The following is a 16,892-nucleotide window of genomic DNA, read 5'->3' as shown; positions in this document are numbered from 1 at the left end:
CCCTGCCGGCGGCCTTTCCGCCTGTCCCCAGGTTTGCGGGGCCTGCCCGACGAATACCCTTCAAAAAAGTGTTTTTGTTTTTATCTTTATGTCTATGAAACGAGCTTTTACGCGAAAAGATTTTATTATCACTATTGTTATCTTGGTTGTATTTTGTGCGATTACTTTGCCTAAAGTTTTGGGACTTACTTCTGGTTCTCCTGAAAGGCAAGATATGGTTTACGCCAGGAGCGCACAGAAATTGGCTGTCTTGAAGTTCAAGGAAGTTGAGCAGCATGACGGGGAGGTCCTTTACTATTACGATGCCTCTCGCGTAAAGGTTCTTGATGCTGCAAATCGTCGCGATGCAGCGAAGTTGTCCAGTATTTGACCTTATGGTTCTTCTACAAGGATGGATTATGACGGTAGCCGTACTGGTGCTGTCGGGGTTCCTGATGGTAAATTCCTTAAGATCCAGATGGATTCCACCGGAAAGATTCTGGGAATGTTCTGGGTGAAGGAGGCAGAGGTAGGAGAAGCTAATGAGAATGCCCCTGCTGAAGATTAGGGTCAGGATGTCTTAAGGGCATTGCAAAAAACGCGGGATTGTTTCCCGCGTTTGCTTTTTTAGGTGTTATGGTGGATAAGACGAATAACCGTGTGAAGCCTGCTTGGGGTTATTCCCCATGAGTGATTGCCCTAGCGGGCTGCGTTGCGGCTTGCCTGCTGGATTTGATGGATGTCTTTGTCGTTGAGAGCGTAGGCGTATTTTTCTAGGCGCAGCTCCATGAAGGTCATTTGCTTTACCAGCTTGTTTTTTTCGTTTGCCAGGCGTTTGTATTCCGGATTGCGCATCAGGGGATTTTCTTCTTGATTCGTATTTGCCATTTTTTCTTCCTTTTTTTGCCTTACGATACTTTTATCGTTTTGAAATTTTGAAGTGTCGAGTGGAAGTGAAAAAATTCTAGATTTCTCCGTTTTACTATACCAATGCATTTGCGGCATCTGTAAAGCCGCCTTTGGATAGCGATGGCTGTTACGCTATTTCTACTGCAGATGAACTTTATGGATTCAGTAGAATGTAAGTTTAGGAAATGGAATACCGTTGGTTAGGATTACTGAATTCCATTTCCGATTTGTATGTAAAAGATCCATATTTTGCAGGACCTTAATCCCGGGGTGTACTTTATTTCATCAAGGATGGGACGAAATATCAGACAAGGAAACTGCAGTTGAAATAAGTCCGGATTTTTTTTACCCGAACGAGAAAAAGGCAAGTCTCACGACCTGCCTTTTTTCAATTCATTCGTAGTAAACCGTTGCGTAAATCCTAGATCTTCCAGAGGGAAGGGATGGGGCTGGTGCTATCGTAGATGTCGTCGGCTTCGCGCATGGTAATGGACTTACTCTTGAGAGGAAGCATGCGGCGGGCGTCATCGTTGGCGGCCTTGCTGTAGGCTCCTGCCTTCTTGAACCAGCGGAGGGCTACGTTGTACATCTTGGCGCGTTCCAGGATCTTGCCGATGGCGGCGATGGCGTTACCGTAGGCTTCGCTGTCGTCTCCGGAAAACTTGAAATAGGCATCCAGTTCGCTTTCCCAGAAATCCAGTTCCTGGTAGCAGGGGAGCACTACAGATTCGCTGATGGTAACGGCGTCCATGTTGCCTGCCTTTGCGTTGGCGGCGATGGCGACGATGGCTTCTGCAAGTTCCTTGCGGCCGGTCTTCTTTGCGATTTCGAGCCAGGGGGCGATAAAGCGTGTGACGCCGTGGAAGGATTGCATGCGGGCGAGAGCTGCATCGGCATCGGCGAGGCCTGCGTCCTTGGCTTTCTTGTACCAGCCGGCAGCCTTGGCGTGGTTGCCTGCCTCTTCGCACTTTTTGCCGAAGTCGTTGGCCATGTTGCCGGATTCGGCGGCGGCGATTGCGGAGAGTTCTTCTGCGCTGCTGCCGTCTTCATCCAGTTCGCCGGCGGAGAGGTACATCTCGTAGGCGGTTTCCAGCAGGTTGGCGCGGACGAAGTATGTGGCCAGTGCCAGTGCCAGCTTGCGGGTATAGGGCGGAGTCTGGAGGGCGTATTCCTGCCAGTCGGCGGCTTCGCCTGCAGGGATTTCAGCTACGGATTCGGTGCCGGCGGCAATAGTTGCGGCATGACCCTTGGCCTGTGCAATCTTTTCAAGAGCCTTGCAGCCTACTGCTGAAGTGCTGTCTTCCACAGAGGAACCGACAATCAGTTCAAGCAGAGCCTGTGCAATCTTGAAATGACCTTGATTCTTTGCCATGACTAGGCGGCTATAATAGCTTGGGATGACTGCTGCGTCAAGATTCATAATGCCCTCGGTAAGTTTTTATAGTTTGCAGTTCTTTTCCTGCGAACTCATAAATAGAAATTATTTGTTGGCGGTTTTCGGGCATTTTTTGGGGATATCGCCATTTTTAGGGGTTCATCGGGGTTTATTGAATTAGATTTAAGTCTATGAAGAGAATTACCTCCCTGAAGATCGAGAAGCTGTTCGGTACTTTCGACTACGAAATTGATTTCGAGAAGACCGACGGTTTTACCATTTTGACTGCACCCAATGGTTTCGGCAAGTCCACCGTCCTGAAGATTATCCGTGCTGCCGCCGTGGGCAATTTCTGCTATTTTGCGGGCCTGGTTTTTGACTGTATCGAAATGAAGTTCAAGGGCACCATGGGAGACGAGTGGAGACCTAGAATGGGGCCGGGATCGGAACCTCTCAGTGACGAGGAGGCGGCAAGGCCCAAGGAAACCATATTGTTCATCGAGAAGACGGCCCGTGTCGTGGAGGAGTCGGAAGAGGAGGCCTCATCTTCTGAGAATAGCGACGAGGAGACTTTCCAGCCTTACGTTTGCCGCATCTGTTGCGATGACTTCGAGAATTTCTTTACGGATGAGGATATCGACCGTTCCGTCAGCGAGGTGGTGGGTTCCATCCAGACATTGGAGCCCATGTACCAATATATGTCAAATGGGTCCTGCAGACTTTGGAAAGACAAGAAGGATGGGGAAGTCTTCGACATGTCGGGTGTGTTCCGCAGGTACAGTCTGCACTTCCGCAGGATATTCCCGTGGCTTGTCACATTGGTGCGTCGCCTGAATTTCGAGGTGAACTACATCAGTACCAACCGCCTGTACAACGAAGAGATCGAAAGGTCGGTTTCGGGTTTCGCCGGACGCGTTCGTGGCCGTCAGATCGAAGAGGGGCAGGACCTGGGGCTGAACCCTCACCTTCTGAAGATTTTCAGTATCAGTGACGATATCCGTGCGGCTCATAACCGCTGCATGCGGGCGCAGCTCCAGATTGCCCGAAATCTTGAATCCAACTTCGTGGACCGTGTGGTGGAAACGCTGAACCAGAAAAATCGTCCTTCCGCCGATGAGACCCGCAAGAAGATTTCCTCCAAGATGACTTCCATCGCCAGGCTGGAGAAGAGTTGCAACGAGTTCGGTATCATTACTTCGGCCAACAAGAAGAAGAGCAAGAATCCCGAGACCGATGACGATTCCGCATTGATCGTGTTCAGCATGTATCTGGATGATGTGAAGGCCAAGATGGATGTTTTTGAACCGCTGATCAAGAAGCTGAAGATTTTCTCGGAGTCGCTGAAGGAACTGCTGGACCTGAAGACGGTTACCATCAATCTCTCGGACTGGGAAAGTATCCTGGGAATCAAGAATTCCAGGTCCGGTGCAGCCATTCCCCTGGATGCCCTGTCTTCTGGTGAACAGCATCTGATTGTGCTTCTGGGGCGTCTGCTTTTTGATGCCAATAATTCCGAGGCGCTGGTGATGATGGACGAACCTGAAATTTCCTTCCACCCCAGTTGGCAGGAGGAGTTTTCTGAGATCCTCTTCAAGATTCAGAACGAGTCCCGCGATGCGAAGAACGCAAGGCCCAAGCGCCAGTTTATCGTGGCGACTCATTCGCCGGCCTTTATCGGCGATCACTGGGACAAGACTGTGGAACTGGCCAAGATGGTCAAGTAGGTTCGGATGGCTTTCGAGTACCTGGAAGATTTTGGCAGGAAGCGTCCCGCTTACGACGTGAATCTGGCACGAATGCGCAATGACGCCCATTCGGATAAGATTACGTTGTTTGTAGAAGGGGATGACGACCGCACATTCTTCCGGAGTCACCTGAAGGACCGTCTTAAATGGAAAATCGAATTCGGCCCCAAGAAGAAGGGTGTGCTTGCCCGCTACCGGAAATACCTGGAAAATCCGACGGTCCATTTTGCGGTGTTCTGCGTGGATCTGGATTTTGACTTTGCCGTGGAACTTTTGAAAAAATCAAGGGATGACAGTTCGCGGATCATCGATGATGAACAGCTGCTGTATCAGCTTTTTGATGTAGACGCCTGCGCCGGCTTTAACGATCTTGAAACGTTCCTGTTCCTGTCGGATTCCTATTCTGGCATGATGGTGGAATATTATGACGATGACGAAATCATCGAGAGTATCCGTGACGGGATCAAGACGGTGGGCGTGACCATGGGGGCTTTGCGGGTGGCGAATATCCTGGTTCGCGAGGAATGGGGTTTGCCTGACGATGCCTCGATGCTGTGTCAGCGGGAGGGCGGGAATCATGGCGGCCTGAAGTTTGATGTGGACTTTATGGATTCCTTCGGCTTGCTGGACCTGAAACATCTGACTTCTGCAAGCTTGGAACTGATCGGCGAGAACTTGATGCTGGCCTTTTCGGAGAATGAATATTCTGAACACTTGCCTGCCGTTATAAAGAGGGCGGCGGAGGTCCTGGATTTTATCGAGGGCCACCCGAAATATTTTGCCAATTTCCTGCGGGGCCACGACCTGATGGATTTGCTTGCCCGTAGAATGGCCTTTGACAGGAACCGCAAGGGGAGTTCATTCAAGTCCAGGAAAAAACTGCCCGATGGCGGCAAGGTGGATTTCGAGAAATTCCGCGAAGAGCTGGAATCGGACCTTCGAAAGGCGGCAGGCGATTCCATGGAGCGGATCAAGGAATTCCCCCTGGGCAGATTGCTGAAATAATTTTTCTCCCATATTTGACATTTTAGTGTCAATCTTCGATAGTATATTTGTAGACCGAAAAAGAGTCTGGTTCTACAACGCATATTTTTTAGGAGAAGAGAGAAAATGAAGTTTATCCATACGGCGGACCTGCATATCGGTAAACGCATCTGCGAGCGTTCCATGCTGGAAGACCAGAGGTATATTCTAGCTGAAATCCTGAAGATTGTAGAAGAAGAAAAGCCGGATGGTGTATTGATTGCCGGTGATGTATATGACAAGTCTGTGCCCAGTGCCGAAGCTGTGGAAGCGTTGGATGATTTCCTGGTTAAGCTGTCCGATTTCGGTACGAAGGTTTTCGTGTTGAGCGGTAACCATGATTCCGCCGAGCGAATTGCATTTGGCGGTCGTCTCATGGCTAGCCGCAACGTTTTTATGTCTCCAGTCTATACGGGTGAGTTTGCACCTGTGACCTTGAAAGATGAGTTTGGCGAGGTGGATGTCTGGATGCTTCCCTTTGTGCGTCCGGCGACAATCAAGGCGTCCCTTGGGGTAGGTGAAGAGGCTGATGCTGAACGGGAACAGATTACTGATTATACAAGCGCCATAGGGATGGCCTTAAGCAAGATGAATCGTATTCCCGGACGCCGAAATGTTTTGCTGGCCCACCAGTTTGTAACCGGTGCCCAGGTGGATGAAGCCGGCTCCGAGGAATTCGTGGGAGGCTTGGACAATGTGGATTCCTACGTCTTTGAAGGTTTTGACTATGTAGCCCTAGGCCATATACATCGCCCGCAGAATGTTGCCGTGAATAAGTCGGGAGTAGGCTATGTCCGCTATAGCGGTACGCCATTGAAGTATTCCCTTTCCGAGGCGCCCCACAAGAAGTCCGTAACGGTGGTGGAACTTGGTGACGAATTGGAAATACGTGAAATCCCGCTAAAACCCATGCGAGATGTTCGCAAGATCGAGGCGAGTTTTGAAACTCTGGTTTCGGCGGAATTCCGTGAAACCCAGGTGCGGGAGGGCAAGAGTCTTGACGACTACATCTATGCGGTGCTTACCGATGAAATCGATGTGTCGGATGCTGCTGCAAAGTTGCGTGGGTATTATCCGAACTTGATGGCTTTGACTTATAACAATTCCCGCACGAGGAGTGTCGCTAACCTTGATTCTGAGAATGTAGACCAGAAAACTCCTGAGGAAGTATTCAGTGATTTCTTCAAGGAAATGAACAATCGCGAAATGGATGAGGATGAAAGCGAATTCGTTAAGGATTTGATTAAATCTATTTGGGAGGGCAACCGATAATGAGACCGTTAAAACTTGTGATTACGGGTTTTGGCCCTTATGCGGAACGTACCGAGATCGACTTTGCGAAGCTGGGCGCTCATGGTCTTTATCTGATTAGCGGTGATACCGGTGCCGGAAAAACCACTATTTTCGATGCAGTTACCTACGCACTTTTTGGAAAGGCTAGCGGTGAAAATCGCGATGATGCAAAGCTTTTCCGCTGCACCAATGCGAAGCCCGAAACTTCCACCGAGGTGGAGTTGACTTTTGCCTACGACGGAAAGGACTACCGTATTCGCCGCAATCCCGCATATGAAACGCCTAAGGTGAAAGGGCTGGGGATGACGACGAAGCCTGCTTCTGTCACGTTCTATTACCCTGACGAAAATGGACATGTTTCTGAAACTAGCCGTAGCGTGTCCAAGGACAGGGATGTGGCGGAGGCTGTAAAGTCGGTAATGGGTGGCCTGGACAGGGATCAGTTTTCCCAGATCGCCATGATTGCCCAGGGCGATTTTATGAAGATTCTTCTGGAAGATACCAAGAATCGACGCGAAACTTTCCGCAAGATTTTCAAGACGGAAAATTTTGAAAAGCTTCAGAAGAGGCTTAGTGAAGAGGCGGCCAGTTTCAGCAGGAATTGCGATTCCCTGGTACAGACGGCCTGCACTCATGTTTCCGGAATCCAGTGTGCTGAAGAATCGAACCTTGCTGCAGATGTTTCTGAAAAGAAGGCCATGGCCCAGAACTTGCAAATTGCGGATTGGGAAGAGGTTTGTGTCTTGCTGCAGAATCTGGTGAAGGAAGATGAGGCTACAGTCAACAGCTGCGCTGGTGAACTGGAAAATCTTAGGAGCAGGATTTCTGATCAGGATAAGGAACTGGGCAAGGCTAGTACTGCGGTCAATAATCGTAGTGCCTTGCAGAAAGCCCAGGAAGAACTTCCTGTGAAGGAAGCGGACCTGAATGTAAAATTGAAGGCAAAGACGGCACAGGAAGCGTTGCAGCCGGAGCGAGAGAAACTTCAGGAGCAGATTACCACCATTCAAAATTCCCTACCCCAGTATGATGGCCTGGAACAGAATCGTACGGATTTGGATGGAAAGAAGATTACTTTGGAGAAAGGTCTGGACAAGTTGAAAACAGGCAAGGCTACTTACGAGAAGAAGTATGCCGAAGTTCAGACCCTGAAGAAAGAACTTGAAACGCTTTCTAATGCCGGTGAAAACAAGGCAAGGCTGGAAGCGGAAATCAGGGAACTGGAAAAACGTCAAGCCGAGATCCAGAATGTGGGTAGGCTGCAGAAGAAATACAATGACGAAATGAAGAATTTGCAGGATGCCCAGGATGAATTCCAGGAAGCTCAAAAGGCCTATACCGCCCTTCGAGATGAATACGAACGTAAGAATCAAGCCTTCCTGAATGAGCAGGCAGGTATCCTTGCTGTTAATCTGGAAGAAGGCTGCGAATGTCCGGTATGCGGTTCCACTCATCATCCCCATAAGGCCTGTAAGTCTGAAGAGGCTCCCTCTCAGGCGGAATTGGAAACATTGAAAAATCAGGTTTCTGTAGCAGAGGTTTCTCGTAACGACAAGAATGCTGCAGCCGTTCAGCAGAAGGGTAATTGCGATAGCTTGAGGGGAACCCTTCAGGATGAATTGAACAAACTCTTCGGGGAATGTCCTATTGAGGAGGCCAAGTCCCGTGGGAACGATGAATTCCAGAAGAATCGCGATACCTTGAATGCTTTGGGTGAAGATCTGAAGGCCGAAATCAAAAAAGCGAACCGCAAGCAGGAATTGGAAAATAAGGAAACCGGAATTCCGGCTCAGGAAAAAAAACTGGAAGAATTGCGCGTTGCCAATGAAAATTTGAACCTTGACAATAATGCCGTTGCCAAGGATATTGAAGCCTTGAACAAGTCCATTTCAGAAAAGTTGAAGGATCTTGCCTTTGAAAGCAAGGATGCGGCCTCTAGTGAAATTCAGAAGTTGCGGACTAATCTGGTAACCTCCAATAAGGCTCTGGAAAACGCCGTAAATGCCTACAATGCGACTTCCGGTGATGTGGAGGCACTGAAGGGACAGATCAATGCCTTTGTGAAATCTCTGGAAGGCGTTCCCGAATATGACCTGCCTAAATTGGAAGAGGCTAGCAGACAGTTGAAGGATTTGTTGACTCAGAAAACGGAAGCCTGGAAAAATGCATCGGGCAGAGTTTCCCAGAACAAGTCTACCCTTGATAATATCAGGACCGCTGCGACCCGGCTCGCATCAGTCAGCAAGAAGCGTCAGTGGCTGAAGAATCTATCCGATACGGCAAACGGTGGCCTTAGCGGTCGCGAAAAGCTGATGCTTGAAACTTACGTTCAGACATCCTATTTCGACCGCATTATCCGTCGTGCCAATAGGCGCTTTGCCATTCTGTCAAATGGCCAGTATCAATTGATCCGTCGGACGGAAGCTTCCAATAACAGGGCTCAATCGGGCTTGGATCTGAATGTCATTGACCATGTCAGTGGGAAGCAGCGCGAAGTGAAAACCTTGAGCGGTGGCGAAAGCTTCCTGGCATCGCTTTCCTTGGCCCTGGGGCTTGCCGATGAAGTGCAGAGTTCTGCAGGCGGTATCCAGTTGGACACCATGTTTGTGGATGAAGGCTTTGGCTCCTTGGATGATGAAAGCCTGAAGTCTGCAATCCATGTTTTGCAGAACCTTGCCGGAGAGCATCGCCTGGTAGGAATTATCAGCCATGTAAATGAACTTGAAAATAAAATTGACAAGATCGTTCGCGTGACGAAAGACGAAAATCATGTTAGCCGGGTGAACATAGATGTATAGGCAGAGTGCTAGGCGCGTTGAGGTTGCCTAGCACTTCGCTATCAGTAATAGAGGAATACGTGCTTAAGGTCCTCGGCGCAATTGCTGGGACCTGAAGCCGTTTCGCTGGGGGTACTGGATACGACGCTGGAGTAGCGGCCATCTCCATCCATAAATCTGATCTTGCCATGATTGTTTGTGTGCAAGGCGCAGGACATTCCCAGTGGCGTGAGCATGGGGAGACTTTTCCAGAAGTTGTTCTTCTTGATGGAAGCGAGAAGGTTCGAGGCGTTGGCCTTGTAGTTCCTGTAGGATTGTTCCGCGTCTGCATTTGTCTGGATGAATGCCTGCCAGATGTCTCGGCAGCGGAGGTTGTGGGAGTTTCCCTTGATGGGGGCGTTATCCATGGCGAAATGGAGGGCGCTCATGAGGGCGATTTCGAACTCTCCGCTAAATTTTTCCTGTTCCTGGGCGGGGCCTGCAATAATCCCTGAGCCTGATTGTCTTTGCCTAAGTCCCTGGACTTGGGCGTTCAGATTTTGGATTTGCCAGTCTGCGTTCATCAGCTCTTTTTGGGCGTCCTCGCTGGCGGTCATGATCTCGTCGGCGATTTTCTGGATTTCGTCGATTTCGGCATCCTTCATGGCGATGGCGCTTTCCTTGGATTTCTTGAGGCGCTCCAGCTTTTTCTGCAGTTCTTCCAATTCACGGTTTTGGCGGTTGGCGGCTTGCCGGCTGGATTCTGCTGCCAGGGCGCAGGCCTTTTGCGCTGCGGTCAGCTGTTCCCTGAGACTTTCCATTTCCTGCTTTTGACGCTCGATGCGGTTCTGCAGTTTTTCCTGTCGGGTCTTTTTGGCCTCTTTTTTCTGTTGCTTGGCTTCTTCCTTGGTGGCGGGGCGGGTGATGTTGAATGTTCCGTGGGGCGTCTTGATGGTTTCCTTGATGGGCTTTGAACCTTCGATTTTTTGACCGCTAATTTTTGAAATGTTCAGCGTCCAGGAACTGTCCTTGTTGCCGAAGTAGAAATCGGGAATTTTGATTGGGTTTGGTTTTCGGAACATCGTTTCGTAGAAAATCTTGAATCCGATAATGCAGGGGCAGACGTGCCAAGGTTCTCCGATGCAGACGCTTATCTTCGGAGGCCATTGAGAGGGGATCGCGTAAATCTGGAAAAGGTGTAAAATCTCGAAATACTTTTCGGCGTCTTCTGAATGCCAGAAATTCCTGAGGTCCTCGGGCAGGAAGTGTGCTGTGATAAAGATGTTGGCGCTACAACTCTTCCCCTTTTTTCGAAGGATAACCCGGAGGTTCATGGACGGCGAAGGTAGTCTCATTTCGAAGGATTGAAATTCTGTATTGGCGAAGGTGGTGACGTCGCTCCAGATGCCGGTCTGGTCGCAGCCAAAGGTAATGAGATCTTGCAGCCAGTGGTTTGGGACTTCCTTGAATCTTTCGCGGTGGATATTCCTATAGCCCCATTGGCCAACTGTCATGGTGGCGATTTTTTCTAGCGGGAGTTCCTCAAGTGGAATTTCGATGTGGAAGGTATGGGGGATGAGCCCATTGCAATGTTGAACGTTATGATTTTTGAGTACAGTAAGGTCTACAGCAGACAAGGTGAATGCCTGTTTCATATTGCCTCTAAAAGGTTAGCTTTGTTTTTTATGCGTCCCCAAAAACAAGGATTTTTTTATTCCTTATCCTTGGGTGGTAGTTTATTCTTGATTTTGTTATGTTATGTAAAAATGACGATATAAAAAATGTGCCTACAATAATAAGCACATTTTTAGATAAATTCAATCTTTTTTAGAAAATTAGTTCATTTTGCAAACAATTGTTGCTTTTTTACGGCATGTCGTTAGGCCTGATGCCGAAGGCCCTGGCATTCTCGATCAGGATGATTTCCGATGAGCCGTCGGTGAAGTGGTCTTCTTCCTGTTCGTTCGTGAAGGTGGACATGCCCTTTTCGTAGGCGGCAGCGAAGGTGGATGGCTTACTGCCCCAGGCCATGGTGGTTTCCAGGAAGTTGTAGTTGGAGTCCTCTTCGTTGGTGGACCAGCCCAGGAAGGCATGACCGGGGATGTTGACGATGACGGTGTGCATTCCAAGGGATTCCAGGATGCTGGCGAAGAGGTTGGTGCCTTCGATGCAGTTTGCCTGCTTGGTACGGAGCACTTCGATGGGGTACTTGATTTTTTGGCCAGGGGAGCCTGCGTCGGTATTGTTGACGTAGTTGATGCCCTTGGCGCTGAGCACTTCGTATACAGCCTTTACCAATCGTGCCGAACTTTCGGTCATGCTTTCGTCGCCGTCGTAGAGCTGGTAGGCCTTTACGGATCCGTTGGGCAGCTTGGCTTCCAGTTCCTTGTGGATTGCCGTAATGGAGTCCATGTTGGGAGTTACCCATACGGCGCTCCATAGCGAGCGGTTTTGCACGTTGACGTATTCGGCGCCGTTGATTTGCATGGGGTGGATGGTAGACGGTTCAGATGAAGAATAGAAGAGGATTTCGTGATCGTTTTCCAGGGCGTAGGCGCGGATCTGGATCTGCACCTGTTCGGGGGCGGTAAGGGCAGCCAATGCCTTGTTGTTGAATTTGAGGCTGGGGGCGAAAATTCTTGTGGTGTCGGGGTTAACGAAATCGGTAACGCTGGCTGTGTCAGTGAATCCGTCGATCCAGGACTTGACGGTGATTTTCTTCCAGCGGCAGGGAATCTCCGGCTCGCTGAACGAAGTTCTGTTTTCGCAGGTGTTCTTGACGGTGATGGATACCGGCACAGGAAGCACTTCGCCCTTGGAATTGATGTAGTCCTTGTACATCAGGGGGTACTGATTGGCGAAGGCGCCGTAGATGTCCTTCTTGACGGACCATGTCCAGGCATTGAGGGTGCGGATGGCTGCCTGGCTGTAGATATCGGCGTAGACGCTGTCGTAGAGCTTGGCGTACATGGAGTCGAAATCGGCTTCCTTCAGGCTGTCGATGAGGGCTTCGCGGACGGAGTCCATCCAGGCGTCAGAAAAGGCGTTGTCGAAGAGAATCTTGTAGACGGTGTCTACGTAGGGTTCTGCGTAAAGGGAATCCCACAGGGTGCCGGTGATTTCGTCACGGATGGCGCTTGCCAGGGAATCTACGTTGACTTCCTTGGCGTCCTTGCCGTTTTTGCCATCTTTACCGTCTGCGCCGTTGATACCGTCGCTGCCGTTGTCGCCGGAACATGCGGAAAGGGAAATTGTAGCTGCGAATACGAGAACGATGCCGGCAATTTTTGCCAGACCTTTAAAAAAAGAAATCCTCATTAAACCTCCAAAAAGATTTGCCGAATAGATAAAAAATGAGAGTTTATTTGTCAAATAGGTCCGTCTGATTTTTATAACAGATGTAAAAGTTTTTACCATATGAATTTTTAATCTTTCTAAATTTTCGGTCAGATTTTTTTTAGTGAGGTCCAAATGTCTCAGAACGAAAATGCTATGGCCGGAGCCGCCAGGAAAGTCAAGTCTGTCAAGACGCAGGTTATTGTCTGGGTTGTTGCGCTGGTGCTTGGTGCCCTTTTGGGTCTGATCCAGAGTGAAGGTCTGCAGAACCTGATTAACTTCATCGCTTCTGTTTATACCCGCCTGTTCCAGTTTGTGGCCGTGCCTACCATTGCGCTTGCCCTCATGACCACTCTTTCTGCCCTGGGTGTCCAGAAGAATACCGGCCGCATTTTTGGCCGTACCATCATCTACACCTTGCTGACCACTTTTGCGGCCGCCTTCGTGGGACTGCTTCTCTATAAGATTATCGGACCGGGCAACCTGCCCATGGATCTGGTCAGTGGCGGTGCCGCCGAAGTTCCCCAGAACCTGAGCGCCATGAGCTACTATGACCATTTCCTCAGCATCGTTCCCAACAATGTGGTGCAGCCCTTCCTCAGCGGTAACGTGCTGGGTATCTTGATGGTGGCCGCTGCCGTGGGCCTGGGCCTCGCCTTTATGCCTGATTCTGATAACAAGCATGCTCTTGTGAAGGTGATCCTCGGTCTTCGCGAATTGCTGTTTACCTTGATCCGCGCTCTCGTCTGGGCCTTGCCTCTTGGCGTTGTGGCCTTTGCCGCCCAGCTTTCTGCACAGGTGAATGCCGGCGTGGTGGTGGGTTCCCTGGGAAAGTATCTGGCTGTGGTCATGGGCGGAAACGCTATCCAGTTCCTCATTGTGCTGCCCCTTTTCCTTATTGCCCGCGGTCTGAATCCGCTCCATGTTCTCAAGAAGATGAGCCCCGCCGTGATGATGGCTTTCTTTACCAAGAGTTCCGCCGCAACGTTGCCTGTGACCATGCAGTCTGCCGAAGACAACCTGAAGGTAAAGCCGGAAGTGGCCCGCTTCGTGCTCCCCATCTGCACCACTATCAACATGAACGGTTGCGCCGCCTTTATCCTGGTGACCAGCCTTTTCGTGATGCAGAACAGCGGTGTGGAACTGACTCTCGGCACCATGATCACCTGGGTGTTCATTTCCGTTCTTTCTGCAGTGGGTAACGCTGGCGTTCCCATGGGCTGTTACTTCCTGACCCTTTCCCTCATGGTGGGCATGAATGCAAACATCGGCGTCATGGGCGTGATCCTTCCGCTGTACGCCATCATCGACATGATCGAGACTGCAGAAAACGTCTGGTCCGATTCCTGCGTCTGCGCCATGACCAACAAGGATCTGAGCAAGTAAGATAAATTAAGACTATGTATAAAAAATCCAGCCCTAGATTTTTTGGGACTGGATTTTTTTAGTGAAATTTTATTTTAGTAGGTAACCGTTACTTCCCAATCCATGGTGTAGTAGGCAGAACCGTCGTCGGTCTGCTTGATGGCCTTATCAATTTTCTGTCCTACATCATTGATTGCGTAGCATTTGGTGGATGTGTATTCCTCGTCGTCAAAGAATGCGTCTTCGTCGACAAACTTGGGGCATACCTGAATGATATTAATACCCTTGGGCAATAGTACGGAAACTTCCTTGCTGCCAAACCAGTAGCCCACATCGTTACCGAGATTGATCGTTGTTGTCTTGACAGGATCCATTTCATCGATGCCGTCTTTGCTGGACTTTATGGTAAAGGAAATTCGGGGTTCGCCATCTTCCTTGTCTTTTTCGTCCATAGCTTTTAGCTGCTCGTATTTGAGCAGGTTGATGGTTAGGGTAGTCCGCGCCGTAGTGTAAACGGAAACTTCCTGCTTTGCAGGTTCCTTGATTTCTTCCTTTGGATTTTCGCCGGAATCAGAACTTGTAATTGCATCCGCGTAACCTCCTGAATTGCTGGATTTAGGAGCGGAGGCATCCTTTTCTGCCATCCATTCTCCACCGATGCACACATAGTTGTCGTCCTTATCCTGGACGTATTTTGTTTCGCCTCTGTTGCTACTGTTACAAGCGCCCAGTTCGTAAATGCTGGAAACAGAAGAATCGTTTGGTGCAGATGATGACGAATCGTCAGAACATGCTGCGAAAAATGCGGTGACGGTTGCTGCAAGTAATATTTTCTTCATAAAAGCTCCTTTACTTTGTTGTGAATGCAACCTTTTCGAACTTAAGAAGAACTTGACGACTTTTTATGAAGAATGAATTTCGTTCAAATAAAAAAGGCGTGGTGTCGTTCTTCGCTTACTTACAGACTGAGGCTCGGCAAAGCCATTACGCATAAATAAACGACAACAACCCACGCCCCAATGGGACGTGAGCGTTTGCCTGCTATCTTCTGCGTTTGTGAATTTTGCCGATTCCAGTCTAGAAGATAAGAGCAAAGCTCAAAAAATCCGGTTGCGGTTTCCCGCTATGTAAAACGAAAGTTAGATAAAATTTTTTAGTAGGTCAATAAATAGTATTAGACGACAGTGAATTTTGGACGTTGGTGGTGATAGGGATGGTGCAACCAAAGCTATCAAGGGCGTAATTATTTGCCGATTCCAGTCTCCTTGATAACCTGGTTGCACCAAATTTATGAGCCGTTGAGGGATGCTCTTGGGGCGTGGTGACTTAATCCTTGTCTCCAAATGGGCAGCAGCAGTCGAAAGAAACGTCTTCGTATTCGTTCATAAGGAAGAACTCCTCCATGCGATATTTGGCCTCTTCGGTGGCGTAGTTTTCATAACGGTTGTTAAACTTTTCCTGGTCAAAGTTGATTTCCTCCAGGGCTTCATCAATAGAAATTTCAGTGAGGGGGCGGCTGTATTCGTATTCCTTGTGACCATTCTGGAAAAGTCTTCCGTCGGGAGCGATCATCAGGTAGCTTTCTGTCATGACATCGTTGTCTTCAACGAAAATGACGTTGTTTGGTTTTTGGGGTGCGCTGAAGGCCGCCAAGAAATTGCTCAGAGGATCTTTCTTTGGCATTTTTTCTTCCTTGAGATTGTTGAACAGGAAGGTGTTGAACTTGAAATCAGAAATGCCTTCTTTTCCATCAAAAGGCAGCTGACGAAGAATCTTCCACTTGTCAATTTTCAGTTCGGCCATACGGTCCACAAGAATTTCGTTGAAGTTGTATTCGTTCACTACGGTGTTGATTTTGATATTGAGGCCAGGATTAAGAGTGCGGAGTTCCTCCAACTTTTCCTTCAACTGCTGAAAGGAAATAGTCTTACCATTGCATTCCCTGCCTATTCTCACATTGGTTTTGTGATCGAAGGAATCAATGGAAACTCCTACCTGGGAAATCAAGTGGACGAAGGGACGGATGTATTCAAGATGGCTTCCGTTGGTAATAATGGAAATTTCGAAGTCCATTTCGTGAGCCATTTTGATGACCTGCCAAAGACGTTCCTGCTGCAGAATGGGCTCGCCACCTACGATATTGAGACGCTTTTGGGTGAAGAGGCAATCTTCGAGGCGAATGCTTTTAAGATTTTCAAGTATCTTTCGGACATTGTCTGGGTTTGTCCAGATTTCCTTGACTCGATTCCATTTCGCAAAACAGTATTTGCACTTGTAGTTACAAGATTCGGTGATGTGCCAGTTGATGACGATGGTCTTGATGTTCATTAGTGGGCTCCTGGGTTTATCGGATGATAGTGCCTGTTTGAATGAGATAGTTGCGTAGATATCTGAGGTAATCTCTCTTGAAGTTGGAATAGGCGCGTGGATCGCTGGGGGTACACGGAACAGAGAAGAACATTCTCGCTCCTTTTGCGACATGCTTGATTACCGTATGTTTTCCCTTGCGAACGACTTGCCAAAGGCCTGTAGCCAAAAGGCGGTTGCAGAGGGTGTTGATTTCTTTGTCGGTTGACAGATTTGCCATTTAGAACTCCTTTCTTGGGTAAAATTTTTGCTTGAAGACAAAAATCTCCATGGACTTTTGCGGTTGCAAAAGCCTTTATCCCTCGTAAGATTGTATTGTGGTTATGTTTAGAAGAGAATGACTGCTAAAACATAAAACCCTATATGTTTTGAGCAGTTTGTCCGCTCATTAACATATAGGGCTTGAATAATTGGAAGTTGACAATAAAGATGAAACTTTATTTCAATTACTCAATTTTTACCTCATCACAGTAATTTAGAGCGAAGGTCATATAAATCAAGTACAAGGAAATCTCCATATTGTACTGGGAATAGAAATCCATGAACTTTACACTTTGGACATCGCTGACGTATGTATCGTTTACAAGGAACATGATGTTCAGCATTTTCTCAAGGCGGATTACGAAGGTTCCATTTTCGTCGTCAAGCCCTTTGCATTGAGAGTAGTCAATATCCGGATTTTTATTCGTGGCGAATTTAAGTCGCCAAGTAAATTTGTTTAACTTGCCTAGAAATATACTCTAA

The 16,892-nt window shown here is 48.6% G+C and carries 15 protein-coding genes; 7 read left to right on the top strand and 8 right to left on the bottom strand.

Annotated features, from left to right (window positions below; all coding sequences use genetic code 11):
• Both B7992_RS17015 and B7992_RS16830 read left to right on the top strand, forming a co-directional pair.
• On the top strand, nt 1-370 hold a 370-nt coding region (locus B7992_RS17015; protein WP_217897622.1), incomplete at its 5' end, for a hypothetical protein.
• A 21-nt stretch (nt 371-391) separates the two neighbouring features.
• Nucleotides 392-547: a hypothetical protein gene (locus B7992_RS16830; RefSeq protein WP_158236521.1), complete on the top strand. Its 156-nt coding sequence runs from the start codon at nt 392-394 to the stop codon at nt 545-547.
• 131 nt (nt 548-678) lie between these two features.
• On the opposite strand, the gene B7992_RS15370 is transcribed toward B7992_RS16830, so the two are convergent.
• Together B7992_RS15370 and B7992_RS15365 are read right to left on the bottom strand one after the other, a co-directional pair.
• Nucleotides 679-867: a hypothetical protein gene (locus B7992_RS15370; protein WP_088666728.1), complete on the bottom strand. Its 189-nt coding sequence runs from the start codon at nt 865-867 to the stop codon at nt 679-681.
• A gap of 442 nt (nt 868-1,309) precedes the next feature.
• Nucleotides 1,310-2,308 (bottom strand): hypothetical protein, encoded by a 999-nt coding sequence (locus B7992_RS15365; RefSeq protein ID WP_088666727.1) that lies wholly within the window; start codon nt 2,306-2,308, stop codon nt 1,310-1,312.
• A gap of 146 nt (nt 2,309-2,454) precedes the next feature.
• Here B7992_RS15365 and B7992_RS15360 point away from each other — a divergent pair, with 146 nt between their 5' ends.
• From B7992_RS15360 to B7992_RS15345, 4 genes are all read left to right on the top strand, one after another.
• Nucleotides 2,455-3,987 carry an AAA family ATPase gene (locus tag B7992_RS15360; protein ID WP_088666726.1) on the top strand — a complete coding sequence of 511 codons (1,533 nt, stop codon included), beginning with the start codon at nt 2,455-2,457 and terminating at the stop codon, nt 3,985-3,987.
• A gap of 6 nt (nt 3,988-3,993) precedes the next feature.
• Nucleotides 3,994-5,013, top strand: a complete 1,020-nt coding sequence (locus tag B7992_RS15355) for a DUF4435 domain-containing protein (protein WP_073238832.1) — start codon at nt 3,994-3,996, stop codon at nt 5,011-5,013.
• 105 nt (nt 5,014-5,118) lie between these two features.
• Complete coding sequence (locus tag B7992_RS15350; RefSeq protein WP_073161267.1) at nt 5,119-6,303, top strand: exonuclease SbcCD subunit D; 1,185 nt, start codon at nt 5,119-5,121, stop codon at nt 6,301-6,303.
• Nucleotides 6,303-9,122 carry an AAA family ATPase gene (locus B7992_RS15345; protein WP_088666725.1) on the top strand — a complete coding sequence of 940 codons (2,820 nt, stop codon included), beginning with the start codon at nt 6,303-6,305 and terminating at the stop codon, nt 9,120-9,122. Before B7992_RS15350 ends, B7992_RS15345 begins: the two co-directional genes overlap by 1 nt.
• 41 nt (nt 9,123-9,163) lie before the next feature.
• Here B7992_RS15345 and B7992_RS15340 read toward each other — a convergent pair whose 3' ends face one another.
• Nucleotides 9,164-10,735, bottom strand: coding sequence for a hypothetical protein (locus B7992_RS15340; RefSeq protein ID WP_073287057.1), 1,572 nt, complete (start codon nt 10,733-10,735; stop codon nt 9,164-9,166).
• A 211-nt stretch (nt 10,736-10,946) separates the two neighbouring features.
• The gene (locus B7992_RS15335; protein ID WP_088666724.1) at nt 10,947-12,398 is read right to left on the bottom strand and encodes a hypothetical protein; all 1,452 of its coding nucleotides are present in this window, start codon (nt 12,396-12,398) and stop codon (nt 10,947-10,949) included.
• 153 nt (nt 12,399-12,551) lie between these two features.
• On the opposite strand from B7992_RS15335, the gene B7992_RS15330 reads away from it, so the two are divergent.
• Nucleotides 12,552-13,802: a dicarboxylate/amino acid:cation symporter gene (locus B7992_RS15330; protein WP_088666723.1), complete on the top strand. Its 1,251-nt coding sequence runs from the start codon at nt 12,552-12,554 to the stop codon at nt 13,800-13,802.
• 74 nt (nt 13,803-13,876) lie between these two features.
• Here B7992_RS15330 and B7992_RS15325 read toward each other — a convergent pair whose 3' ends face one another.
• From B7992_RS15325 to B7992_RS16825, 4 genes are all read right to left on the bottom strand, one after another.
• The gene (locus tag B7992_RS15325; protein WP_088666722.1) at nt 13,877-14,620 is read right to left on the bottom strand and encodes a hypothetical protein; all 744 of its coding nucleotides are present in this window, start codon (nt 14,618-14,620) and stop codon (nt 13,877-13,879) included.
• A 487-nt stretch (nt 14,621-15,107) separates the two neighbouring features.
• A complete protein-coding gene (locus tag B7992_RS15320; RefSeq protein WP_073237699.1) occupies nt 15,108-16,109 on the bottom strand; it encodes a viperin family antiviral radical SAM protein in 1,002 nt (333 codons plus the stop codon).
• Nucleotides 16,110-16,125: 16 nt separating this feature from the next.
• Nucleotides 16,126-16,368, bottom strand: coding sequence for a hypothetical protein (locus B7992_RS15315; protein ID WP_073161259.1), 243 nt, complete (start codon nt 16,366-16,368; stop codon nt 16,126-16,128).
• 226 nt (nt 16,369-16,594) lie between these two features.
• Nucleotides 16,595-16,753, bottom strand: a complete 159-nt coding sequence (locus B7992_RS16825) for a hypothetical protein (RefSeq protein ID WP_176421975.1) — start codon at nt 16,751-16,753, stop codon at nt 16,595-16,597.
• Nucleotides 16,754-16,892 lie beyond the last annotated feature (139 nt).

Source organism: Fibrobacter sp. UWH1, from assembly GCF_002210365.1.
In the GTDB taxonomy this organism is placed as follows: Bacteria; Fibrobacterota; Fibrobacteria; order Fibrobacterales; family Fibrobacteraceae; genus Fibrobacter.
The sequence above is the reverse complement of the archived record's forward strand: the minus strand, read 5'-3'. Positions and strand labels throughout refer to the sequence as shown.